The sequence below is a fragment of the Bacillus sp. FSL K6-1218 genome (assembly GCF_038006445.1).
In the GTDB taxonomy this organism is placed as follows: Bacteria; Bacillota; Bacilli; order Bacillales; family Bacillaceae_G; genus Bacillus_A; species Bacillus_A thuringiensis_S.
In genome coordinates, this window is the sequence record NZ_JBBOVE010000002.1 from 229,009 (window position 1) to 248,670 (window position 19,662).

A 19,662-nucleotide genomic window follows, 5' to 3' on the forward strand; every position below is an offset into this window, starting at 1 on the left:
CTCTAATAATAAAAACTTAGCTAGATTATTTTGTATACATCCTAGAAAACTTATAACTTATGTTTATTTTTCTAATGTGTTGTTTGAGTTAATAAGAGTTTGATTACCCAAAAATCTGAAGTATGGAAAAACTAATGTTATGCTAGCTACCAAGCAAATTAGACCTCCGACAATGATATATATATATCTTACACCAATGATGTCTCCTAATTGTCCAGCAAATAAGATTCCTAATGGCATAGTTGATCGAATGATAAGCAGTCGAACGGAAAATACTTGTCCTACTAATTCATTTGGGACTGTTTTTTGGTATAATGCTACACTTTGTGCGCCAAAGAATGGGAAAAATAAACCTGATAAGATTTCTACAACAATAGCCAAGGGATAGAAATGTATAACCCCTAATAATACAAAGGAAGCACCTCCCATAAGCAAACCGAGAAGCATAACATAATTTTTTTGTGCGAATTTTTGGAATTTAGAAACTAACATTGAGCCAAAGAAATAACCTAACGGATATCCAGCCATAAATAGTCCGTAAATAAATGAATTTCCGTTTAATTCATCTATTATATATGGAACATTAATAACTATAGTGGCACCTACTGCAAATTGGACAAATGCGGTTAGAATACCTAACCATAATAATTGTTTATTAGAAAAAAAGTAAATGTAACCTTTAGCAATAAGTTTTAACCAAGGTTCTTTGGAAGTAAAGTTCTTTACTGGCTTTTCATTAAGTTTCATTAAACTCACTGCGCTTAAAAAGAACAAACAGCCAACTAAAAGGTATGTCCATTTTATTCCAATAATAGAAATTAAAAGACCTCCAAGAGGTGGAGCTAAAAATCCCATTAATCTTAGTACACCATCTAAGAAAGCATTCGCTTGGGTTAATTGTTGTTTAGATATTAGAGTAGGGAGTATCGCTAAGCTAGCAGGTACATACAGTGGCTGTATCATTCCTAGTGTCAATTGAATAATAAATAAACTCCATGGGTGCGCTTGATCAAAGAGCATTAAAGAAAAGGGAAGCATAAAGACGATTCCTCTTAGAAATTGGGAAACAAACATGATCTGTTTTCTACTTATACGATCTATAAATGGGCCAATAAAGAATTGAAGTATTAATGAAGGGATAAAATATGTTAACCAAAGTATCCCCATAGCTGCTTTTGATCCTGTAATCTCATATAAGAACAAAGAGTTACAAAGTGCTCCAATGGCACCGCCAAATTCTGATACAGTTTGTCCAACCAAAAGAGATATATAAGAAAAATTTTTATGAATTTTATTTGATTGTTCTTTCATCAATCATACCTCCTCAATATAAGTCATTAGACTTTCATTTATAGAATCAATTTCATTTTTGTTGAGACAATATTTTGATGATTGAATTGAAACTAAACTTGATAATTTAAGTATGGACAAATGATGATGAAGAGTAGATTTTGGAATAGAGAGTTTTTCTGTAAGTTCCTGCAATGTGCAATCTTTTTTAGTAAGGTGTTTAACAATACGAAGACGCGATTCATCCCCTAACGCTTTATAAGTATGAACTAAGAAAGAGGGCGGAGCATCTCTATCGTCTTTTAGAAATTTATTTCCATCCGAAACTGCATAATAAATGACCTTTGTACCTCGGAGTGTCATACCAATATTCAAAGGTTTGTACATAAGTTGAGGAATCAACAATACTTTTTGAATGTTTGGTTCAGGATGATATTCTTCACCGGTAACATATTTTACAAATTCCTCGGATTCATATTTCGATTGATAACGAGTTTTTTCATTATGCTCTTGAGCAAGTATTGATTCTATATGTTCTTCATGCAATTTTAGTACATTCTCGTACCATCCAGTTATAGTCGTAACTAAGTGTTTTTTTAAATCCTCGTCTTTTACATTAAAAAGGTATTGTAAATAAGAAGAAAAAAACTTGTGCCCTTGAGTGGCTTGGTATAGGTCTGATATTGAGTTACTATCCTTTTCAAATGCAGCTTTATATCTTTTTTCCTCATTTTCGACACCTAAATATGGAAGACATATAAAGAGCAATTCATCCATTTTTAAATTTGTTACTTCAAAAACAACCTCATCAATTTTTTTAAAATCAAATTTATGAAGTAATTGGAGTTGTGCATACCACGTGTTGTATTTTTGTACTAAATCAAGTTCTTTTTTTAGATTATCTGGTAAACTTTTTTCTAATTCACTCCAATACGATGAAGATTTAGACAACCTAGGATGAATTTCGGGATAAGTGTAAGCAGCTATTCCTAAGGCATTTTCCCATAAAATAGAGAATGAAAGCATTACTTCATACGTTTCTCTTTCTCCACTGATAGTTAATATTTTACTCATATTTTTCACTCCTTTATAAACATTCTATAATTGCAGGATGATAAATTCAATATTTTTCGATTATTTTATTAATTATTGAATCAAACCATCTCTAAGAATTTAATTTAACTAACTTTAGGTAATTCATTTAAACTACGACATTGTTTTCTTTGTAGTAAAAAAGCGGGAGGTAGATATTCATTTAAGCATCCTAGACAAACTATAGAATATCTTCTTCGTGATAATTGCGCGAAATATAGCTGTGGATATTTCGAAAAAATAGTAAACTAAAGGAGATAGTATCAAATTAAATGAATCGGAATTAAGCTTCAATTATCCTAAACTAGTATGAAAATATATGGATTTTAATTCAGGGGGGAATACCCCGGACAATGAGATTTGATGGAACTAAAGAGGATGCTATCAATGTATGTTTAAAAGAGAGTGAAGATGAATTCATCTTCGAACTAATCTATGAATGTAACTTTAAAGAACGCGGAATTAATAAATATTATCAAGTTGGTCTAAATGATTGTGGAAAACGATACTTTTCCTCTTATATCATCTCCTTCTAACAATAAAACATTATACAAAAAATACATAACTAAACCTTAGTTCTCTAAATACATGAGATAAGAAAAACATCAATAGTAGGCGTTTTTCTTATATATATTGATAATATCGCTTTAAGTATAGTTTTGTTTTGAAGTCCATTCTTAATACAGGTTCTTGTTCTGATAATTCTAGAACTAACAAAGATATTAAAGAGTCCGATGAACTAGCTGTACTCGTATCAATAAGTGGTATAGTTAAAAATAAGACAGTTGAAGAAGTATTAAATAAAGAATTTGATGTTATCTCTTTTGAAATAGATGAACCTGGATTAAAAAAGGTACTGTATAAAGAAGATGTTGTAAATATCCAAGCAAAAATAAAAGATGACATAGAGAAACTATTACAACAAAATGACTATAAAAAAATCCATTTATTCTATGCAGGTCCAACTGGTCTTGCTATAGAAATAGGAAGAGGAATTAACCCTAATATTTGGGGTGAAGTATGTTTATATCAATACAATAATAGAATGAGTCCCAAATACCAATATACTTTGTCCATCTAAACAATTTTATTACACAACAAGAGTAAATCCATTTTGAAAAAGCTTGTTCAAAATGGATTTTTTATATCTTCTATCTAAATCAGGAGCGAAAGGAGCTTTCTAACCAATTTACATTTTTGAAATTTGGAATTTTAGTGGGGGAAGGCTTTTATGTATAAACCAATATTTACAAGCGCTAATAAGAAATTTGGAAATAATAGATGGATCTCGTATAGTTCTAAGCTGCAACGAGAAGTTTTTTTATTTAGTGATTTAGAATACGAACATTGGTTAATTATCGAATCAAACCCAACAATTATAGATTTTTGTGAACAACCTTTACTAATGAATGCACATATAAATGGAAAATTAATGACCTCTATTGTTGATATGTGGGTGAAATATAATACTGGCCAAGAGGAATTCATAGAAATTAAATATGCATCAGATTTAACAAAACAAACAGTAATTAATCAAATTGCTATTCAAAAACACTGGTGTAATGAACATAGATTCCAGCACCGTTTAAAAACAGAAGAACATATCCGAACAAATAGAATGCTACTTTCAAACTTAAAAATACTTGTAAAAGGACAAAAGCAGCAAAAACAACAATTAGATACCGATAGGTATCTAATAATGAAAATCCTCAAAGGTGCTACAGCAAAAATACCACTAACTTTTTTAATTCAAGAAACAAAACTCCCTCAAAACAGATTATTCCTTTCAATTGGACAAATGATTTTAAATGGTGAAGTGTATTCAAACATATCGCAACAATATTATGGGTTAAATACGGAGGTGTGGCTTAATGTCTAAAAGGTTTTTAGAAAATTTAAATGTAGAAGCACAATTTTTAGATATTTCTAATTGGCCCCAAGTATTATGCGAAAACCTAGACGAAGAAGAGAAAACTATTTTTTTAAATAGAAAACAGGCAGTCGACTTATTCATGACAACAGAAACAAAAATATCAGATATAGAACTACAATTTGGATTTGGCAGGAGACACATCTATAGATTTGTAAAAAGATGTTTAGAAAAGGACGAATTCGAAATGATAATGGGTTATAGAGCCCTAATTCCTTATAAAAGATTAAAAAATTACCATAGGAACTCATTTCCGATGGCTGATACGGCAAAGGAAAATTTCTCTGGTGCTTTTAGTTTATTGCTCGATACGTATCCGTCGCTAAGAGAAATGATAATAAATTCGTATTTTAATAGAAATAGCAAATATAAAGTAAATGATCCAATTATTAATATCAAACATTTGCATAAGAAATTTGTTAATGAGTGTCGACATTTGGGAATAAAAACAAATGAGTATCCACTTAACACAAAAACCTTAGCAAAAAAGTCACTGGAGCGATTTGTAAAATCCTTGTCTAAATCTCATTTTATTGACGTTGCAAAAAGGAATGGAGATCAAGCATTCATGATTGAAAAAAATACCGGAATTGGAAACAAAAATAATCCTATGACTATAAGGCCCCTTGAACGTGTTGAATTTGATGGTCATAGAATTGATGCATCTATAGCCATAATTTTCAAAACACCAGAAGGTGATGAGATAGTAGAAGTGATGAATCGTATTTGGCTTCTCGCCATTATTGATGTTGCTACGAGAACTGTGTTGGGATATCACCTTTGTTTAAATAAAGAATATTCCTCAGATGATGTTCTAATGTGTATTCGAAATGCAATTATCCCTTGGAACCCCAAAAAATTAACCATTGATGGCTTAAAATATTCTCCAATAGCAAACTTTGTTTCTAATGCTATCCCAGAAGCAAGCTATGGTATATGGGATGAATTTTGTTATGACAATGCAAAAGCAAATCTAGCAAAAAATGTACAAAATAAGCTTGTAGATTTAATAGGTTGTTCCATTAACGCTGGACCTGTTGCAGTCCCTATTCGTAGACCAATAATTGAACGTTTTTTTAGAAGTTTGGAACAAAACGGATTTCACCGACTACCTTCGACAACTGGAAGTCATTCAAAAGATCCAAAGAGGAAGAACCCAGAAGAGAGTGCTGTTAAATATCGCATTTCTGCTGAACATCTAGAGGAATTAACAGATGTATTAATCGCAGAATATAACGGCACACCTCATGAAGGAAATAATAATCTAAGTCCATTAGAAGTTTTCCAACAAAGGATAGATAGAGGTATGACTATAACCCAATTATCTAAAGAAAGGAGAAATGAAATGAACTTTTTTTCTTTAATAGTAACTAGGAAAGTGAAGGGGCATGACAAAGAGGGTAGAAGGCCATTTGTTTATTACGAAGGAGTAAAATATTCCAATGAAGTATTACTTCGTTCACCCCAATTAATTAATAAATTACTTGAGTTACTTATCAATACAGATGATTTACGAGTAATAAAAGCATTTTTGGCAGACGGAAGTGAGTTAGGAAATTTAACTGCTATTGGCAAATGGGGAGTTAGTCCTCATAATCTGAGAACTAGAAAAGCAATAAATAAACTTAAAAATAATAAAATGATACATTTTAACCAATATGAAGACCCCATTAGTGTTTATCAAAAATATCTTGAAAGAGAGTCCTTAAAAAATAAAACTAGTAGAAATAAACTAGCCAGCCTCAACAAAGACCAAAAGAGCAGAGATAAACGATACCCTACAAAGACCATAGAGAATGACACCAAAAATATCGACAACTTACAGCAAAACAAACTAGAACAACATAAGAAACAGAATAATGACGAACAACAAGTAGATAAACGAATCCTAAAAAAGACTATCATTCTCTAAATTGGAGGTATCAATAGGATGGAAAAATCAGAGTACGGGCAAGTTAATAGTGACACCCTAAGGCCTTTTATTCCTAAAGGTACACATCCAGTTGAAACAGGTAAATATTTAATTTCAACAAATGAGATAGATAGAATGTATCAAACAGTGCTTCAGTGGATAGAAAACCGCATGCCTGGCGCTATAATCTATGGTCGCCCAAGGTTGGGTAAAACAAGGGCTATTACTTACTTAATGAATTGTTTACCACAAGACTTTGGAAAAAACATGCCAATTTATCATGTTCGTTGTCGTAGATATAAACAACCTAATGAGAATTCTTTCTTCGAAGATTTGTTACTCGCTGTTGGTCATTCAAGTGCTATACAAGGTAAGGCAAATGTAAAGAGAATGAGACTTTTAAGATTTCTTGTTGAACGAGCCGACTCATCTAGTATAAATAAGGTTGTTTTTTTTATAGATGATGCACAAAGGTTAGTGGAAATGCACTATGATTGGTTAATGGATTTATTCAATGAATTAGAACAATATGGCATAACTTTAACAACGATTCTAGTAGGTCAAAAGGAATTAGTCTATCAAAGATCTGCATTTATAAGTGGAGAGAAATTTCAAATAGTTGGTCGTTTTATGAGTCAAGAATATCAATTTAAAGGAATGAAAACCCTTACAGATTTGAAGATTTGTTTAACAGGATACGATGACTATTGTGAATATCCTATTAATAGCAAATGGTCGTTTACAAGGTACTTTTTTACTGACTCTTTCATAAGGGGGTATAGATTGCATCATTCTGCTGAAGAATTATATCAAGTCTTTATTGATTTAAGAAGGGAGCATGGATTATCGCAAAAAGTAGAAATTCCAATGCAGTATATAACTTTAACGATAGAATATGCGTTAAAAAAGTTTGGAAGTAACGGCTTAGATTTAGCGAGAATAGAAAAAGTTCAATGGGAAGAGGCTATTAAGAACTCGGGATATATTCAATCAGAGTTATATCAAACATCTTATTAAGATACAAAGTAGTATCAACTTAACATGGAGGAAACAATATGGACTTTAAATTTACTTGGTCTGCTGATTGGATTCAAAAATATGAATCCCCATGGGGAATAATAGAAAAGTTTAAATATGCTAATGCTGTTGATGGTAATACCGTATTAAATTTAATAGCAAACGATGATGTACGGAAATTAAAAGGTATTTCAAATACGGGGAGGCGCCATCGTGAATTAATTCATTTGCGCGGTATTGACTATGAAGTAAGTGAAAAAATCCTAGGAATTAATTTAAAACGCTATAATGATTATATATTAGAACAAGCACTGCATCCGCTATCTATTAACAAAAATAAAATAGATAACAATTTTCACCAACATATAAATTATTGTTCGGTTTGTCTAAATACAGGTTACCACAGTATTTTTCATCAAATTAAGTTTTTCGACCATTGTTTATTCCATCCCAATAAGAAATTAATTGGCATATGTCCAAAATGTAAAAAAACTATGCCAGAATACTGCATAAATAAAGGGAATATAGATGCATATAATTGTATTTGCGGGCAACATTTTTTAGGCTCTAAAAATATAAGAGTCATTTTTTCTACATGGAAAAATGATTTAAGCGTTCAAAGTAAAACAGTTAACACATGGAAGATGTTGCCTAAAGATTTAATTAGTACATATCAATTAAGTTATCCGTTTTATAACTATAACAACTATTCCAAATTTGATAAGAAAAACATGAGTCAACATTTAGTAAAAATTCCCGAACTATTAATAGCTGCTTTTACAGAAAAAAATATAGACAACTCTAAAGTCATAAATATCTACTCTAATGATAATATTTTTAAAATTAGAGATAATCAGTATCATTTAAGAAAAAATTACAACGAAATTTCCCCTCATCGTACTAGTAACTTTAAATCAAAGGAAATGTACCACATCGATAGTATTTTCTTAGAGATTTACAAACAAACTAGAGTAATATACAAAGCGATTAGTAGATATATCCTAAATAAAGTGATCAATATGCATAGAAAATGTGTGAAAAAATTTGATGATGCATATGAAGATGGTCCTACTTGTCTACATGCCTATGCATTCATGTTATGGAAATCTGAATGTGAAGGGAGAAGACTATATCCAGGGATTATAAATCAAGCTCAAATCTCAAACGTGTATGATTTTAGATGTTTAAATAATAAATTTAGTGTTTTCCCCAAGGGACCTTTTATCCTGCATTTAAAAGAAATATTAAATACTTTCCAACGAAATCCCAGTACTGAAGAATGGGAGTTTAATTTATTAAGGTATAATATTAGTGCTATAAGTTATGTCGTAAATAGAATTACATCTTATTTATTACTTGAACGTTATATCAAATGGTTGGAAATAATGCACCACCCGAAGGAGTTTAAGCTTCTTTATCCAAATCCAGATATACCAATGTACCTTGCTAAAATCCCTCTAGAGAGGCATGGTAAAATTGAATTCTATTTTCCAAATGGTCGTTTTAATTACATGGAGAACCTTATAAAGGAAATAGATAATAGACTAATCTGCTTCTAAAAAATTAAAAGGAGCAAGCTTTGAACTAATATTTACCAGCAAAAGTAGATTACAACACAATAGCCTTTTATCATTAATAAAAACACATCACTATTAAATGGTGATGTGTTTTTATGTTAGAAAGAATCGTTATACGCAACTGTACCTTTTGATTAACAGATTTGCTATTAAAAATTATAGTAAAGATGTACGTAGATATATATAACTAAAGTAATTCCTTTATAAAAAAGTATCCACTTTCTTGTCCTAAAACAATGATAGAATTAGAAGTACCCACTTTCTTGTCTAAAAAGTATCCATTTTCATGTCTTTGTACAATAGTTTAAGTTAAGTGACTATTTGAGTGTTCTAAAAAGTATTAATCGTTTTATGTTCTTATAATTTCAATAAGTCAATTCTGGAAATAAAAAAGATTTTACAAATTTCTCGGTTTAATTTCTTAAATTTACAAACTTGGATAGGTGCAACTTTATATTTATGATATTTTCACGCTGTTGTATTTATTGGGAATAACAAATATTTTGGAAGGTAACAAACGTCAAAAGTGAGTGGATTTTTATAAGGCTCTACAGTAAATTCAAGTTTAATTGCCCCTACTTTATCAACTGTTCTCTAATTTAAATGCCAATAGGAGTAACGGGAGATACTTTTTAAAATTTGAATTTTACTATCATTTTGTACAGACCAACGATTTAGTACCTTAAAAACAAAAAGTGTTTGAAGATACTTATATAGGATAATTAAATTTAACAATTTTAAAAGCGTAGATAGATTTTATTTCTACGCTTCTTTTAATAAGTAGTAGATTTAGTGTTTTTTAAAATTTGTCATATAAGATTTTACAGCTTGTAATAAGAATTCTTCCTGTCTCATACCAGCTTCCGCTGCCATTTCAACTACTTTTTGCTTGAATTCATGATCTGCATGAAAAGTTAATGGCTCTACATTACTTTTAAAGTAAATACCTTCTACATGTGGAAGGATCGTGCCAGATTTCATATGAGAATGTAAGTACCTAATTTCCTCTTGAAACTGCAATGGATCTACTTGTAATACGAAAGGTTTAATTTCTAATCTGATAGTATCTGATAAAATACTCAATCGCATATTTGTGACACCTAGCTCCTTATAAAATAAGTTTATTAAATTATAAGTAATGGAATTAAATAATTGAGGTTTTTTAAATGAAAAAGATAAATACCCTCGTTTTGTAATTACCGCTTTTTTAATGAAGGGTTCAAAGGTGTAATCATGTTCCTTATAAGTGGATAGAGAAAAAATTTCTTCGTCCTCAGTAAGAATTTTCCCGTCTGCTCCATTGATCTCTATTACCCTAGCTGCTTTTCCGTTATGTTGATGCGTTAATAATTGATATAAGTATATATCTGCATTTTGAATTTTCGTAATGAATGTTTTTCGCTCTTTTGTTTTGTTTTTTTCATAATCAAGTATAAAAATCTCTAGCTCTTCCTCATCGATAAGATATACTTGTTTTCCTCTTTTTTTCACCATTGTTGCGGGTAATTTTCCAGATTTGATATATGTAAAGATAGTAGATGGTGCAACATTAAGAATTTCAGCTACTTCTTTCGTGCTAAGGCCTTTAACCTCATTTTTATTTTTTAAACGTTCAATATCCTCTAAATAGAAAATCTTACTACCGAATTGCTTCCAGTTATCTTTATATACACATTCTATTAATCCATCTTTTTCTTTTTTTAAAATTGTTTGTACCGTCACTCCTAATAAGTCGGCTGCTTCTTTTGTCGTTACAGTAGGTTTTGTAATGAATAATAAATCTTGTGTCATGAAAGGACACCTCCATAACTATCGTTTACTAATATTTTAGGTATGTATATATCATATCAGAATCTGATTTATATTTAAAATAAGAAATAGATTTTATTAAACATCTTATTCATTTTTATAGTTTGAAAATCTTTTTAATCTATTTTATATATTAATAAATTTTTATAGCTGTTTTTATTATAAAATCACTATCAAAGTTAAGAAGTTAACTAGTAAATAATATATATTTACTAATAAATTATAAAAAAATATAAGTATAAGTAAATAGAGAAGAATGTAGAGTTCTTACAGAAGAAAAATGAATTATCATTTGTATAATTAATAGAAGTAAAATAAAATAATAATTATAGGTAATATAGAGAATTATTATTATAATCTTCAATAGGAGAGGTAAATTTGAAATATGGATAATAAAAATTAAAAAGAAAATTTATCTATTATAAATAAACAAAGTGAATATATAGATACATATGTAGAGAATATAAGAAATGTCGTTCCATTTCTGTATAACGATGGTCATGTGGATAAATTGGAAGAGAAGATGGAGGTTGCAGAAAAAGAGGGAAAGAGTAAATATACGTATTTAAGTGACCTGGAAGTTATTTATCATTTCGTACATTTACAAAAAGATATGGATGAGAAGAAGAATAGAAAAGAGGATACGAAAAAGAGTTATGTGTCTGAAATCTTGTCATTTTGTCAGTGCATGGTGCAGCATGCAGAAGAATTTGAATTGAATGGGGAAGAGGTACAGAAAAATGACTCTTTATTGAAAACATTGCAACCTTGGCATATTCGTAAATACAATTCTTGGCTGAAACGGGTAGAGAACGGTAGGAATGGTGACACATATGCAGTCGCAACACTTGCAAAGAAAACAGTGCTCATTCGTTCTTTTCTAAAACATCTTCATGTATTTTCTTACATTGAAAAGCCTCTTCATGAAGAACTGCAGCGCGCAAATGTAAATGAGCAGGATCGGCCAAATCGGGACTTATCCTATGATGAGGTTATGAAAATTTTAGGGTTTTATAAAGAAAGAGGACATGTAGTAAACTATACAATTTTACTTGCTCTGGCAAGTACTGGTGCAAGAATTCAAGAATTGTGCACCGCGAGAGTGAAAGATTTACATTATGACGGAAAGTACTGGTTAAAAGTCACTGGAAAAGGAGATAAAGTAAGTGAACTTTTCATTTCGGAACACTTATACCAGTGTATTTGTGAAATGAGGCGGAGAAGGGGATGTCAAACGGTATTGGAAAAAGGGGATGAGAGTCCGTTATTTAAAAATCAAAGAGGAAGTACTTATAACTCTAAAACACTATCGAATCAAGTAACAGATATGATAAAAAAGACAAACTTAGAGTTTCTACAGTATCGTGAAAATCCTGTAACGGCACATACATTCCGTCATGCATTCGCAATCATGGCAGTTGAACAAGGAAATGCAGATTTATATCATTTAATGCAAACATTGGGGCATGAAAACATTCAAACAACAAAGATTTATTTAGAAAAGCACATGAAACGAGAAAATAATGTAGGTACCTCATTGTAGATCTGTTAGTGTGAATTTGAAACAATCAAAACCCTATTTAATTATGTATTTTTTATATAATTAAATAGGGTTTTATTCATGTGGAAATATAAATGGATAATTATTGGTAAGTATATAAAATTATAATTTCACCTGTTAGTTGGTATATAAGTATAGAGACAGCTAGTGAATTAGGAGACATTTGGGTTAGAGGAATTCTCACATGTAAGTAGTTCTGTAGGTGGAGAAATTACGAGATATTTATTTTGAATTAGAAAGGAATAATTATCAGATGAAAAGACCTGAAACTGTCTTCCGTATAGCCGTAATAAAGATGTTTAATTTCTAATAAGGGTAGCACCACATGGCGATCAACTTAAGAATTTAGAATTACTCCAGAACAATAAAATTTCGTACAAGTTGCTTAATTTTATTATTGTAGGGTAGTTTATTTTTGTTAGGTACTAGTGATGTGGCAGTACCCTTAAAAAGACACATAGAAAATCATTATACATATACAAAAGAGTATTATGTTAATGATAAAATTTTACAAATTTAAACATTTTGATGTATAATACTTTTCAGAATTATACATTTTTTTATATTTTAAAAATTAATATCGTATATTTTAGATTCTTAGTATACAATATATTACCTGAACTATATATAAGAATGGAGAGTTTTAATTGGAATTTTTAGCAAACAGTAAGGTTGGTACAAAACTAAACATATTAATACTTATATCTTGTATCTCCTGTATAGTATTATCCCTAATAGGCGGATGGGGTCTAGAAAGAGGAAAAAGTGCTTCTTCTAATATGTATGAAGATGACTTAAAATCAATCGAGTGGATAGGAACCATAGAATCTAACTTTTACCATGTTAATATGAACTTTATGGAAATAATGCTATCCAAAGATGAGAAAAGAATGAACGATTTGATAAAAGAAATGGATGGGATGCGTAAGGAAAACGATCAGTTATTAAAGCAGTATGAAGCTAAAATTATCTCTAATAAAGAAAAAGAACTATATAACACATTTCATGAAGCATTTAATGAATTAAGAACTCAGATGGAAAAAGCACAAGAATTAGGGAAATCTAATAATGAGGAAGCTTATGCCTATTATCTAAAAGAAATTGAACCTAATATGCAAAAAACAATTCAGTCAACTCGTGAACTAATTATATATAATAGTAATAATGCAGACCAGTTACAAAAAGTTAACAATAGCAGTGCTCAAAATACAATGATAATGTTTGTGGTTATTTCAATTTTAGCAATTGTCATAGTTATATTTATTGGATATATTATTAAACTTACTATACGAAAACCACTTATTTTATTACAAAATGATATGGAAAAAGTAGCCGCAGGTGATTTAACAATACGTACTTCTTATAAAGCAAATAATGAGTTAGGAATCATTGTACAGTCTTTTAATAGTATGTTAGATAACCTACAACAATTAATTGCGAATGTTAAGACGACAACACAAGAGGTGATTTCTTCTACGGAGGGGGTTTTACAAGATACAAAGCGAGCATCTAATATTTCAAATGAGGTTGTTCAGACTATTACTGAAGTAAAAGAAAAAATAGCAGGACAGGTAACTAGTATTCAAGAGAGTTCATCGTCAATGGAAGAAATAACAATTGGTGTGCAAACAGTAGCTGAATCTTCAGCAGTAGTTGCTGAGGTAGCAGTAACAACCACGGAACAAATACATAAAGGTAGTGAAGTGATAAAACATTCTATTCTTCAAATGAATAGTGTTCATGATGTTGTCGAGGAAACATCAAAAGTAATAGATAGACTTGTTACACGTACACAACAGATTGATACAGCTTTGGATGCAATTACTAATATTGCCGAGCAAACTAATCTTCTTGCTCTAAATGCTGCTATTGAAGCGGCACGTGCTGGAGAGAATGGGAAAGGGTTTGCAGTGGTTGCAGCAGAAGTGAGGGATTTGGCCGAAAAGTCTAAAGAGTCCGCGAATGAAATTAATCATTTAATCAAATCTATTCAACAAGATACTCAAGATACAGTTCATGTCATGCAAAAAGGAGAACAAAAAGCAGCAGAAGGAAAAGAAGCGGCCTACAAAGCGGATCAAACATTCTCATCTATTATGAGAGATATTGATAAAATTACAAGTCAAATTCAAGAAGTCTCTGCAGCAACAGAAGAGATGTCTGCTGGCACAGAAGAAGTAAATGCGTCTCTTTCACTAGTATCTGATACTGCAGCAAAAGTAGAAAGAGAAACAACTCAAACAGTACAATCAATTCAATCACAATCAGATTCGATCAAAGAAATTTCAATACAGTCGAACAATATGAAAGAAAAGGTAGAAGCATTAACAGAATTACTCTCAAGATTTATTATTACAGAACAAAAAATTAAATAGTAAATCAAAAGACAATTTGGAACAATAAATCAGGGAGATCTTTATATAATAATTTTAAAATAATTGAAATGATATACGATATTTTAAGATGCAAAAACACCTTTCATTCACTATTAATGAAAGGTGTTTTTGCATGTATCTTTTCTTGCATTACTTATATAAATTTATGTTGATGATATTTCGCTTTGTATAATCCCCTTAGTTTACCTAGAATAGATGGGCTAGGAGAGAATTCAATGAATCAGGGATTAATATATAAAGTGGTTAAATTGTAACGATACTTTTAACTATTAAAACAGTATGTAATATTGCAATTTATTTTGAAAGCAATTCTAAATATCTAATGCATTAGGATTTTTGAATAAAATATATATAATCTATAGAGAAGAGATAACATCCTTTTTTATACTAGTGAATAGTGCAAAATTAGTACTTAAAGGCTTATGAAGAAAAGTTGTTTTTTTCTAAAAAATGAATGTTTATACGTTATTTATAATTTTTATGCTGATATGATTTTATATATCATAAACTTATTAATTTCCATTTACAATAATTATTTATTACAACAGATTATATACCTAAAATAAGATGTTTCGACAATGGACGATATAAGTATCTTTATAATGGCTTTCCAATATACTCAATGTGTTAATGAAAGGAATTCTGTATTATTTTTGCTTTTATACTAACTAATACAGCTTCAAACAAAGGACACAATTGATACATTATAAGTGTAATCTATTACCTATTCAATATTCTGTTTGTTCAATTATTCTAAAAATAAAAAAAGATTAAACTCATAAATATACAAGTTATAATGAGGGCGTCGAAAGATAATTTATTGCTCTCTAGAGAAAATATTAAAGCTAGTTTTGTGAAAAAATTCTAAAGACCTTGCAAGTAACCTTCTAAAATTAGACACTGATATGATTATACTACGAAATTTTTGTGATCCGAGAGGAAATTTATTCGACAAAAAAGAAAGCGCTATCAAATGATCTTATTTTCAATTAATCATTGTAATAACCTAGATTTAACTGCAATTAAAAATTATGGAGGTGCTTTATAAATATGAATGTAGCATCTATTACAGAAAAAAAGGTTATTAAATACAAAAGTTGTTTTGATGTGATTGGACCGGTAATGATAGGTCCTTCAAGTTCACATACTGCAGGTGCTTTGGCTATTGGAACAATTGCCAATAAATTATTTCAAGGTCTTCCAAAAAAAGTCGTGGTAAGATATTATGAATCATTTGCTGAAACCCATAAAGGACATGGAACTGACTTTGCAATTATTGCTGGAATATTAGGATTTGCTGCTGATGACAGCAAAGTGCCAGATGCTATTAAAATAGCAGAATGTAAAGGAATTGACATTATTTTTATTGAAAAAGCGGGCGATAGTCCTGCTGGTCACCCAAATACGGCAGATGTATATTTAGAGGATGAAAGTCGGAGTATTAGAACGATGGGTATTTCGGTCGGCGGTGGATTAATTGAAGTGAAGCATGTTGAAATTGACGGTTTTAGTTTCGATCTACAGGGGCCATTGCCAGTTATTATTGCGATTTCTGAAAGAGCTGATTTTGAATTTGTCTTACGCAGGATCTTTAAAGAATATGATGTGGAAATTAACAACTTTCATAGTTTAGAAAAAAACGAAAAATATTTATATGCATTCGCTTTGGATTCGTTATTACCTGGTAATGTTCAGAAGGAATTAGGAAAATTAAGAAATAAAGCTAATCTCATTATGCTTTAGTTATATTAAGGAGTGAAAAAATATGTATTTGGCCATAAAAGAAATTGTAGATGCAGCTAATAAAAACCAAAAGCCAATTTATGAATTAGCAATTGAACAGGAAATCGAACAAACTAAAACTTCTTATGAAGAAGTTTGGAGTAAAATGGAAAGAAATTTAGCGACTATGGAAAATGCTATAAATAAAAGTATCGAGGGCGAAGGGGTATTTTCTCCGACCGGTTTAACTGGAGGTGATGCTGTTAAAATTAAAAACTATAGGAAAAATAGGAAAACTCTTTCTGGAGATTTGATGGTGTTAGGAATACAAAATGCTATCGGTGTTAATGAAGTAAATGCTGCATTAGGGGCAATTTGTGCAACTCCAACAGCTGGTGCGAGTGGGACAATCCCAGGGGTCCTATTTAGTATTAGAGATTCGTTGCAGTTAAGTCATGAAGAGATGATTCATTTTCTATTCACTTCAGCATTATTTGGAACAATAGTCGCAAACAACGCTTGTATTTCAGGAGCGTATGGAGGATGTCAAGCTGAAATAGGCAGTGCCTCAGCGATGGCGGCTGCAGCAGCGGTAGAAGCAGCCGGTGGAACGCCACAGCAATCTTCTGAATCTTTTTCAATCGCGTTACAAAATTTACTCGGTTTAGTTTGTGATCCGGTCGCTGGTTTGGTAGAAATTCCTTGTGTAAAGCGAAACGCTATTGGAGCGACAAATGCTTTAGCAGCAGCAGACATCGCATTAGCCGGCGTAAACAATATCATCAATGCTGACGAAGTTATTGAAGCAATGTATAGGGTTGGAAGACAGATGCCTCGTGAGTTAAGAGAGACAGGGTTGGGCGGAATTGCGGCTACACCTACAGGGATTGCCATTAAAAATAAAATCTTTGGGGAGAAACAATTAAATCAATAAACAGCTATCGAATGCATTGTGAAATATTTAACAATATGTACTCTATTGTTCGCCTAAGGATGTCTGTATGTTGGGGGAATTATCAATAAAATATATTACTATTTAATTAAAATATTTTGTAAATGGTAACAAACCCTTCAGGTTGATGCTTCGCTAATTTTTTGATTTTGATTAATTTAGAAGAGGGATATTAGTTGTGGTGCACTATATAAGCAATTCATTTTTCAAGAAAGGTCTATATTCCTATACCTTAAATAGAGAATTATGAATAGGACACGAGGAGGAATTATTATATGAATGGGAATACTGCAAAAAACATAGAATTTCAAGCTGATAATACTGCAGTAAAAAATGAGAAATATCTAGATCCTACAAAGTGGCATAAACAGGATACTACTTGGGCATTGAGCCTTTTTGGAACAGCAATTGGAGCAGGGGTACTCTTTTTACCGATTAATGCAGGTTCAGGTGGTTTATTATCATTGCTGTTAATTACCATACTTGCCTATCCTGTTATGTATTATTCACATAGGGCGCTTGCTAAAATGATTTATGCTTCGAACTCTGCCGATGAGGGGATTACAGGTACTATAAGAGAGTATTTTGGAAATAAGGCAAGTATCATTTTTAACATTGTATATTTCGTCTCCATTTATACAATCGTGCTGATGTACTCGGTCGCACTTACAAATACCGCTAGTAGTTTTATCGTGCATCAATTGCACATGCCGGAGCCTCCAAGGGCCATTTTATCGCTTGTCTTAGTACTCGGTCTTATCGCTATACTAAATTTTGGTCAAGATATAACTGTAAAGATCATGAGCATGCTAGTGTATCCTTTTATAGCTTCTCTACTTTTTATCGCAGTATCTTTGATTCCACAGTGGAATACGTCAATGCTTAGTTTTTCAAGTGTTTCTACTGCCTCAACAGGAACAGGATATTCAGGAACGATATGGATGATACTTCCAATCGTCGTATTCTCATTTAATCATTCACCTATGATTTCATCATTTGTTGTGAAGCAGAGAGCTAGTTATGGAATAGACGCTACTGATGCCAAGTGTGCTCAAATACAAAAAGTTTGTTATATCATGACATTCGCTGTTGTTATGTTCTTTGTTTGGAGCAGTACTTTAAGTTTGACACCAGATGATCTTAAGGTGGCAAAAGAACAGAACTTGTCAATCCTATCATACCTTGCTAATGAGCTTAATTCGCCAGTAATCACTATTGCAGCTCCTATCATTGCGTTTGTGGCTATTACAAAGTCTTTCCTTGGCCATTATATAGGAGCGTATGAGGTAATGCGAGACATGATTATCAAGTCCGGTAAAAAACATGGGAAAGATATAGGAGAAAAAACAGTTAAGACAATGATTCTTATTTTTGTTGTACTAACATGTTGGTATGTTGCTTATACAAATCCAAGTATTCTTGGAATCATTGATGCCCTTAGCGGTCCGTTAGTCGCTGCTATCTTATGTATATTACCAATGTATGCGATCCATAAAGTACCAGTACTTGCTAAATACAAAGGGAAAGCGAGCAATGTATTTGTCATTATTATAGGTATCCTTACTGTCCTAGCAAGTATTAAGTCATTATTCTAATCCACTATTGTTAGTACTGATGCAAAAAACGTGGGATATGGAAAAAATAAAAATTCTTATCGGAACTGAATTCTATATTGTTGAACTAAAGAGATCATGGTTTTGGACAAACTCCTCATCTTGGAGAGTTTGTCTTTTTAATTGTATGCATAACTTTTATACTAGCTTAAGCAGACTAGAATAGCAAACGAAAACTTCATACAAACCACACATTAACTCCACTACTAGCACAAACTACAGTTGTATACTTTAAGTATCGTTTTTTAATAATAAACATTCAAACATACTAATATTATGTAATACGGAAGTTACACTACATTAGAAGAAAACAAATAAGGGAGAGCGGATACTATGACAAGATTTGCGAATCAGCATGTAGAGAACACGATTTTAGAAGAGGATGTAGAGCTTTTAAAACTTATGGCACACCCAATGCGTTTAAAACTGATCAATGAGCTTTCTAAACATAAAACACTAAATGTAACCCAAATGACCGAAATTTTAAACATTCCACAATCAACAGTTTCCCAACACTTATCTAAAATGAGAGGGAAGGTTCTAAGAGGAAATCGTCAGGGGTTAGAAATTTACTATAGCATCGAAAACCAAAAAGCTGAAGAAATTATGGGATTATTAGGACCAATACAATAAAATATTAAGTCTACCATTTAAAGATTATTTATATAGAATACTAAGCCCTCCTTGTTGTGGAGGGTTTATATTTATTAATTTTTTAAGTAATTATTACTTTAATCCAATGACATCAATATCTAAAATATGTCACGATTTAAACGGAGAGGGGAAAATAA

15 protein-coding genes are annotated in these 19,662 nt (G+C 31.2%); 12 read left to right on the forward strand and 3 right to left on the reverse strand.

Annotation, left to right across the window (positions count from 1 at the left end):
- Positions 1-63: 63 nt before the first annotated feature.
- Together MHI26_RS29325 and MHI26_RS29330 are read right to left on the reverse strand one after the other, a co-directional pair.
- Positions 64-1,311, reverse strand: coding sequence for an MFS transporter (locus MHI26_RS29325; RefSeq protein WP_061667378.1), 1,248 nt, complete (start codon positions 1,309-1,311; stop codon positions 64-66).
- 3 nt (positions 1,312-1,314) lie between these two features.
- Positions 1,315-2,364 carry an ArsR/SmtB family transcription factor gene (locus MHI26_RS29330; RefSeq protein WP_061667377.1) on the reverse strand — a complete coding sequence of 350 codons (1,050 nt, stop codon included), beginning with the start codon at positions 2,362-2,364 and terminating at the stop codon, positions 1,315-1,317.
- Between the two features lie 371 nt (positions 2,365-2,735).
- On the opposite strand from MHI26_RS29330, the gene MHI26_RS29335 reads away from it, so the two are divergent.
- From MHI26_RS29335 to MHI26_RS29360, 6 genes are all read left to right on the forward strand, one after another.
- A complete protein-coding gene (locus MHI26_RS29335) occupies positions 2,736-2,918 on the forward strand; it encodes a hypothetical protein (protein ID WP_061667375.1) in 183 nt (60 codons plus the stop codon).
- A 128-nt stretch (positions 2,919-3,046) separates the two neighbouring features.
- A complete protein-coding gene (locus tag MHI26_RS29340) occupies positions 3,047-3,463 on the forward strand; it encodes an SAVED domain-containing protein (RefSeq protein ID WP_061667374.1) in 417 nt (138 codons plus the stop codon).
- A gap of 150 nt (positions 3,464-3,613) precedes the next feature.
- Complete coding sequence (locus tag MHI26_RS29345; protein ID WP_061667372.1) at positions 3,614-4,261, forward strand: TnsA endonuclease N-terminal domain-containing protein; 648 nt, start codon at positions 3,614-3,616, stop codon at positions 4,259-4,261.
- Positions 4,254-6,224 carry a hypothetical protein gene (locus MHI26_RS29350; RefSeq protein ID WP_061667370.1) on the forward strand — a complete coding sequence of 657 codons (1,971 nt, stop codon included), beginning with the start codon at positions 4,254-4,256 and terminating at the stop codon, positions 6,222-6,224. Before MHI26_RS29345 ends, MHI26_RS29350 begins: the two co-directional genes overlap by 8 nt.
- 18 nt (positions 6,225-6,242) lie before the next feature.
- Entirely contained in the window at positions 6,243-7,241 is a 999-nt protein-coding gene (locus MHI26_RS29355) for an ATP-binding protein (RefSeq protein ID WP_061667368.1), read from the forward strand.
- Between the two features lie 38 nt (positions 7,242-7,279).
- Positions 7,280-8,800, forward strand: coding sequence for a hypothetical protein (locus tag MHI26_RS29360; RefSeq protein ID WP_061667366.1), 1,521 nt, complete (start codon positions 7,280-7,282; stop codon positions 8,798-8,800).
- Between the two features lie 807 nt (positions 8,801-9,607).
- Here MHI26_RS29360 and MHI26_RS29365 read toward each other — a convergent pair.
- The gene (locus tag MHI26_RS29365) at positions 9,608-10,609 is read right to left on the reverse strand and encodes a helix-turn-helix domain-containing protein (RefSeq protein WP_061667365.1); all 1,002 of its coding nucleotides are present in this window, start codon (positions 10,607-10,609) and stop codon (positions 9,608-9,610) included.
- Between the two features lie 436 nt (positions 10,610-11,045).
- Here MHI26_RS29365 and MHI26_RS29370 point away from each other — a divergent pair, with 436 nt between their 5' ends.
- The 6 genes from MHI26_RS29370 (at position 11,046) to MHI26_RS29395 (ending at position 19,504) form a co-directional block, all read left to right on the forward strand.
- A complete protein-coding gene (locus tag MHI26_RS29370; RefSeq protein ID WP_225988068.1) occupies positions 11,046-12,170 on the forward strand; it encodes a tyrosine-type recombinase/integrase in 1,125 nt (374 codons plus the stop codon).
- Between the two features lie 665 nt (positions 12,171-12,835).
- Positions 12,836-14,563, forward strand: coding sequence for a methyl-accepting chemotaxis protein (locus MHI26_RS29375; RefSeq protein ID WP_061667221.1), 1,728 nt, complete (start codon positions 12,836-12,838; stop codon positions 14,561-14,563).
- Positions 14,564-15,628: 1,065 nt separating this feature from the next.
- Positions 15,629-16,327 carry an L-serine ammonia-lyase, iron-sulfur-dependent subunit beta gene (gene sdaAB / locus MHI26_RS29380; RefSeq protein WP_061667222.1) on the forward strand — a complete coding sequence of 233 codons (699 nt, stop codon included), beginning with the start codon at positions 15,629-15,631 and terminating at the stop codon, positions 16,325-16,327.
- A gap of 22 nt (positions 16,328-16,349) precedes the next feature.
- Positions 16,350-17,240, forward strand: coding sequence for an L-serine ammonia-lyase, iron-sulfur-dependent, subunit alpha (gene sdaAA, locus MHI26_RS29385; RefSeq protein ID WP_061667223.1), 891 nt, complete (start codon positions 16,350-16,352; stop codon positions 17,238-17,240).
- A 293-nt stretch (positions 17,241-17,533) separates the two neighbouring features.
- A complete protein-coding gene (locus MHI26_RS29390; protein ID WP_061667224.1) occupies positions 17,534-18,853 on the forward strand; it encodes an aromatic amino acid transport family protein in 1,320 nt (439 codons plus the stop codon).
- A gap of 351 nt (positions 18,854-19,204) precedes the next feature.
- Positions 19,205-19,504: an ArsR/SmtB family transcription factor gene (locus MHI26_RS29395; protein WP_000196515.1), complete on the forward strand. Its 300-nt coding sequence runs from the start codon at positions 19,205-19,207 to the stop codon at positions 19,502-19,504.
- Positions 19,505-19,662 lie beyond the last annotated feature (158 nt).